A 6,000-nucleotide genomic window follows, 5' to 3' on the forward strand; every position below is an offset into this window, starting at 1 on the left:
GGAGGAAGTGTTATGCCTCGGTCGGCGGGCCGGGCGATGCCGGACCGTCAGGGCTCGACGCCGCTCTGACCAGTCCTTTCGGGCCGGGTTCGAGGTCCGGACCGGTTCGCCTGTACGCCGGTCGGCGGCGCTGCGCCGTCGCGGGCGGTTCCCTGTGCCATGTCACCTGTGCAATGGTCCGGTTACAGCAGGGCGTGGCCATGTCAAACAGGGGGTTGCCCGTCTCCGTCGTCACGGCGGTGCGGCACTCCGTTCCCCACGTCCTCTCCCCCTTTCGGTGGGCCGCGTGCGCGTGGCCCCCATCCCTCATGGGAGGCGTAGTGAGAAGATCACTGGTCCGGAGAGGTCTGGGCGCGGCACTGCCGCTGGCCCTGACCCTCGCCCTGGGCGCGGGCCTGGCGGCCCAGCCGAGCCACGCGAACGAAGTGCCCGAGTCCGCCGCGCCCTTGGCGAGCGGCGCGACGTACGACGGCCCGCCGCCCGCCGCCCGGTCCGCAGTCACCGAGCCGCACCATGTCGCGGACGGACGCGTGAAGACGGCTCTGCTGCCGCCCCTGCCCGCGAGCAAGGACGCGCTCAGGGAGGTCTACGGCACCACGGCGGAGACCTCGGCGCTTCCCCCCGCGTCGGGGGAGAAGGCGGCGCGCGGATCGGTGGCGGCGGGGACCGCGGCCGCCTGCAACGTATCCGACTTCACGAGCCGCACCGGCAGCGCGCTGGTCCAGCAGATCAAGGCGTCGACGACCGACTGCGTCAACACCCTGTTCAACCTGACCGGCAACGACGCCTACTCCGCCTTCCGTGAGGCGCAGATGACCTCCGTCGCCTACGCCCTGCGCGACGGCTCGGCGTCCTACCCGGGCGACGCCAGCACCGGCATGCCGCAACTCGTCCTCTACCTGCGTGCCGGCTACTACGTCCACTACTACAACGCCGCCGCGGTCGGCGCCTACGGCAGCACCTTGCAGACGGCGATACGCGCCGGTCTCGACTCCTTCTTCGCCAGTGCCCGCTCCCGCGACGTCAGCGACGCCAACGGCGAGACCCTCGCGGAGGCCGTCACCCTCATCGACAGCGCCGAGGAGAACGCCCGCTACATCTATGTCGTCAAGCGCCTGCTGGCGGACTACGACTCCACGTGGAACGCGTCCTGGTGGATGCTCAACGCGGTCAACAACGTCTACACGGTGACCTTCCGAGGGCACCAGGTGCCCGCTTTCGTGAGTGCGGTCCAGTCCGACCCCAGCCTGATCGACGCGCTGTACACCTTCGCGAGCGGCCACATCGCCCTGCTGGGTACGAACCAGTCCTACCTGACGTCCAACGCCGGACGTGAACTCGGCCGGTTCCTGCAGCACTCCACCCTGCGGACCAAGGTCCGTCCCCTGGCCGTCGGCCTGCTGGGCGCCAGCTCGATCACGGGCCCCACCGCGCCGCTCTGGGTGGGCGTGGCCGAGATGACCGATTCCTACGACAAGGCCAACTGCTCCTCCTACGGCACCTGCAACCTCCAGGACCAGCTGGCGAGGTCGGTGCTCACGGTGACCTACCCGTGCAGCTCCAGCATCACCATCAAGGCCCAGCAGATGACCTCGGCCGAGCTGGCGTCCAGCTGCGGCAGCCTGCGCAGCCAGGACGCGTACTTCCACGGCATCGTCCGTGACAACGGCCCCGTCGCCGGCGACGGCAACGGCACCATCGAGGTCGTGGTCTTCGACTCCAGCACCGACTACCAGACCTACGCCGGTGCCATGTACGGGATCGACACCAACAACGGCGGCATGTACCTCGAAGGCGACCCCGCGGCGGCGGGCAACCAGCCGCGGTTCATCGCCTACGAGGCCGAGTGGCTGCGCCCCGACTTCCAGATCTGGAACCTCAACCACGAGTACACGCACTACCTCGACGGCCGCTTCGACATGCACGGCGACTTCAACGCCAACGTCACCACCCCGACCATCTGGTGGATCGAGGGCTTCGCCGAGTACGTCTCCTACTCCTACCGCGGCGTCCCCTACACCGAGGCGATGACGGAGGCGGGCCGTCGCACCTACGCCCTCAGCACCCTGTTCGGCACGACGTACGACAACGACACCACGCGCATCTACCGCTGGGGCTACCTGGCCACCCGGTACATGCTCGAAAGGCACCGTGCCGACATGGACACCGTGCTCGCCGCCTACCGGGCAGGCGACTGGGCCGCCGCCCGCAACCACCTGACCGGCACGATCGGCACCCGCTACGACAGCGACTGGTACGCCTGGCTGGCGGGCTGCGCGGCGGGCGACTGCGGTGGCGGCACCAACCCGCCCGCGAACCAGGCCCCCACCGCCGCGTTCAGCACCGCCGTACAAGCACTCAAGGTCACCTTCACCGACCAGTCCACCGACCCGGACGGCACCGTCGCCGGCCGCTCGTGGGACTTCGGCGACGGCACCACCTCGGCCGCCGTCAACCCGGTCAAGACCTACACCGCCGCCGGTACGTACACGGTGAAGCTGACCGTCACCGACGACAAGGGGGCCACCGCCACCGTCGCGAGGACCGTCACCGTCGCCACCGGCGGCGGCACCGTCACCGAGTGCACCGGCTCCGACGCCCGGGAACTCGGCCGGAACTGCCGGCGGAGCAACCAGTCCGCCACCACCGGGAACTACGCCTACCTGTACCTCTATGTCCCCGCCGGCACCACCCAGCTGAAGATCACCACTGCCGGCGGCACGGGTGACGCGGACCTGTACTACAGCGCCACCGGCTGGCCCGGCACCACCAGCTACACACAGCGCGCCACCGGGGCCGGCAACGGCCACACCCTCACCATCGCCAACCCGGCCGCCGGCGCCCACTACATCAGCCTGTACGCCGTCAGCGGCTTCGCCGGCGGCACCGTCACCACGACGTACTGACGGCCGACCGCCGGACGGACCCGCACCACATGAGCCCGGGGCGGAGGCGGGGGGACATCCTGCCCCGCCCCGGGCCCGGCCGCGCGCCTCCTACTTCCCGTCCACGGGACGAGGAGGCGCGTACGCGCGTGCCACCCACTTCTGGAAGTGCGGTGCCTGCGCCAGCAACTGCCAGTGGGTACGGACCGCGTGGTGGTGCACGGCCTCGACCACCGACGACTCGACCAGGTCAGGGCGCCAGATGAGCAGATGCCGCTGCCACAGGGGATCTCCCGCCAGCGGTCTGATCACGACCCCGTCGATCGGGCGCACGGTGGGCTGGACCGCGGCCACGCCGAGTCCCTTGGCGATCATCGACTGCAACTGGTCCAGCATGTGGAACTCGTGCGTGGCCGCGGGGGTGAAGCCCGCCGCCCGACAGGCGTCGTAGAAGGCGCCGGGCCACCCCACTCCGTCGTCGGACGAGACGAACCACGTGTCCTCCGACAGACCTTCCAGGGGAAGCTCGATACGGTGCGCCAGCGGATGGCCGGAGGGCGCCGCCACGAAGACCGGGACGGTCCTGACCGCCCGGTGGCGCAGACGCGAGGAATGGCGCATCGGCATCCCGGGGTAGTCGCAGCCCAGGCCGACGTCCAGTTCTCCGCTCTCCAGCAGGTCGAGCAGGTCCGCCGTGGCGTACACGCTGTTGACGGAGACGACGCGATCGGGACAGGCGTCGCGGAGGGCGTCCAGGAGCGCGGGCACCACCGGTGTGTTGATGGCACCGAGACGGAGCCGACGGGTCGCCGCGCGCGTACCGGCGTGCCGCAGGCGCGTCAGCTGGTCCGCGAGGGCCAGGATCTCCCGGGCCTGCCCCACGACCTGCGCACCGTAGGCGGTGAGTTCCACGCCCGCGTTGCTGCGGACGAAGACGCCTTCGCCGAGCAGTCCCTCGATGCGCCGCAGTTGCGTGCTCATCGCGGGCTGGGTGTACCCGAGCGCGGAAGCCGCCCGCCCGACCCCGCCGGAGTCGGCGATCGCGCACAGCACGCGCAGATGACGCAGCTCGAGTTCCACCGGAACACCGCCCTTCAGGCGAGCAGAGCCTTGTGACGCGTCCGGAGATCGGCCGTGCGTCCTCCGTGACGCCCGTTGCGGTCGCGGTGCGTTCGGCGCGGTCGCGGTGCGGTTCGTCGCGGTGCTGTGGCCGGTCACGCGCGGTTGAACCGTACATGACCTGATCCTGCCCATGGAATGCCCCGCTCCACCCGGGGACCGCCCACTCCGGCGGATCAGCGTTCGACCGGGAGGCCCCTGGGCTCCTTGACCCGCTTCATGATGATCTGGGAGTTCACCTCCGTGACCCCCGCCAGCGTCGTCAGCCGCTCGATCCACAGACGCTCGTACGCGGCCAGGTCCGCGACCGCGATCCGCAGCAGGCAGCCGGGGCTGCCGAAGAGGCGGTACGCCTCGATGACGTCCGGGATGTCCTGCAGGGCCTCCTCGAACGCCTCGACCGTCTCCCGGTCCCGCTTCACCTCGACCGACACCAGGACCTCGAAGCTCCGGCCGACGGCCGCCGGGTCGATCACCGCCCGGTAGCCCTGGATCACGCCGTCCTGTTCCAGCTGCCGAACCCTGCGCATGCACGGGGACGGGCTGAGGCCGATGCGCTGGGCCAGCTCCTGATTGCTCAGGCGGCCGTCCTCCTGGAGCTCACGCAAGATGTGCAGATCGATTCTGTCCATGGCGCAATCATCCGCCACGGAGTTCATGATTCCGGGGAGAAATCGCAATCGTCTTGCGTGGTCGTTGGCCTATCGTTGCGGCGTACTATGAGGGAAAGGGAAATACGGGTATGAAGTGGACGCGCGACGCCAGGCCCCGCCGCATCGTGGTGATCAGCACCGGCGGCACCATCGCCAGCCGCTGGACGGGCAGCGGCTACGCCGCCGACGCCTCCGGTGACGACGTCGTCGCCACCGCGGCCGTGCCCGACGGCGTGCACGTCGAGGTCCTCGACCTCTTCAACGTCAACAGCTCCCGCATGACCACCGACCGTCAGCTGGCTCTGCTGCGCGCCGTCCACGAGACGCTCGCCGACCCCGGCGTCGACGGCATCGTCGTCACCCACGGCACCGACACCCTCGAAGAGTCGGCCTTCTTCCTCGACCTGCACCACTCCGACCCGCGCACCGTGGTCTTCACCGGCGCCCAGCGGCCCTTCGGCACGGGCGACGGCGACGGCCCCGGCAACCTGTACGACGCGCTCCAGGTCGCCGCGACCGTGCACGGCCTCGGCGTCCTCGTCGTCTTCGACGGCCTGGTCCACGCGGCCCGCGGCACCGTCAAGACCAAGACCCTCGCCTCCGACCCCTTCGCCGACCCGTCCGGCGAGCGGGTCGGCCGGCTCGGCTTCGGCCAGGTCGACATCGAGCGCGAGCCCGTCCGGCCGGCGCCCCTGCCCGTGCCCGACGCCGGGCCTTCGGTGCCCCGCGTCGACATCGTGATGCACCACTCCGACGGGGACCCGGTGCTCCTGAACGCGTCGGTCGCGGCCGGGGCCCGCGGAGTCGTCCTCGTCGGGACCGGGGCCGGGAACGCCACCCCCGAGATAGCCGCGGCCGTCGCCGACGCCGTCGCCCAGGGCGTCCTCGTCGTCCTGTCCACGCGGGTCGCCGCCGGGCCGGTCGCCGAGGTCTACACGGGCGGCGGGGCCGTCGACCTGGCCGCCGCCGGCGCGGTTCTCGCCGGGACGCTGCGGCCCGGCCAGGCGCGGATCGCGCTGTTGGCCGCCCTGCTGGCCGACGCGCCGTCCGCCGAGCGGCGGGTGGCGCTGCTCCGGACGCTGCTGGAGGGGCCCGTGCGGTCCGAGCCCTCGTTGGCCGCCGCGCACTGATCTCTGGGGCCCGCTCGCGGGTGCCCTCGGCTTGTGGGTTCGCGGGGGCCGGTGCCTCCGCGAGACTCGTGGGTTCGCGGGGGCCGGTGCCTCCGCGAGACCCGTGGGTTCGCGGGGGCCGGTGCCTCCGCGGGGGTAGGGGGTGTCCGGACTGCGACCTTCACTTCGCTTCGCTCGTTACGGGCGCCGCCACGTCCGGACACCCCCTACCCC

The 6,000-nt window shown here is 71.2% G+C and carries 4 protein-coding genes; 2 read left to right on the forward strand and 2 right to left on the reverse strand.

Annotated elements, in window-relative coordinates; genetic code table 11:
• The first annotated feature begins 308 nt into the window (after positions 1-308).
• Entirely contained in the window at positions 309-2,906 is a 2,598-nt protein-coding gene (locus AB0Q96_RS32740; protein ID WP_365331882.1) for a collagenase, read from the forward strand.
• 90 nt (positions 2,907-2,996) lie between these two features.
• Here AB0Q96_RS32740 and AB0Q96_RS32745 read toward each other — a convergent pair whose 3' ends face one another.
• Positions 2,997-3,965 (reverse strand): LysR family transcriptional regulator, encoded by a 969-nt coding sequence (locus AB0Q96_RS32745; protein ID WP_365331884.1) that lies wholly within the window; start codon positions 3,963-3,965, stop codon positions 2,997-2,999.
• A 215-nt stretch (positions 3,966-4,180) separates the two neighbouring features.
• Positions 4,181-4,636, reverse strand: a complete 456-nt coding sequence (locus tag AB0Q96_RS32750) for an Lrp/AsnC family transcriptional regulator (protein ID WP_365331886.1) — start codon at positions 4,634-4,636, stop codon at positions 4,181-4,183.
• A gap of 110 nt (positions 4,637-4,746) precedes the next feature.
• Here AB0Q96_RS32750 and AB0Q96_RS32755 point away from each other — a divergent pair, with 110 nt between their 5' ends.
• Positions 4,747-5,787 (forward strand): asparaginase, encoded by a 1,041-nt coding sequence (locus AB0Q96_RS32755; RefSeq protein WP_365331888.1) that lies wholly within the window; start codon positions 4,747-4,749, stop codon positions 5,785-5,787.
• Positions 5,788-6,000: the final 213 nt, after the last annotated feature.

Origin of the sequence: Streptomyces sp. NPDC093111 (assembly GCF_040683955.1) — a bacterium.
Lineage (GTDB): Bacteria > Actinomycetota > Actinomycetes > Streptomycetales > Streptomycetaceae > Streptomyces.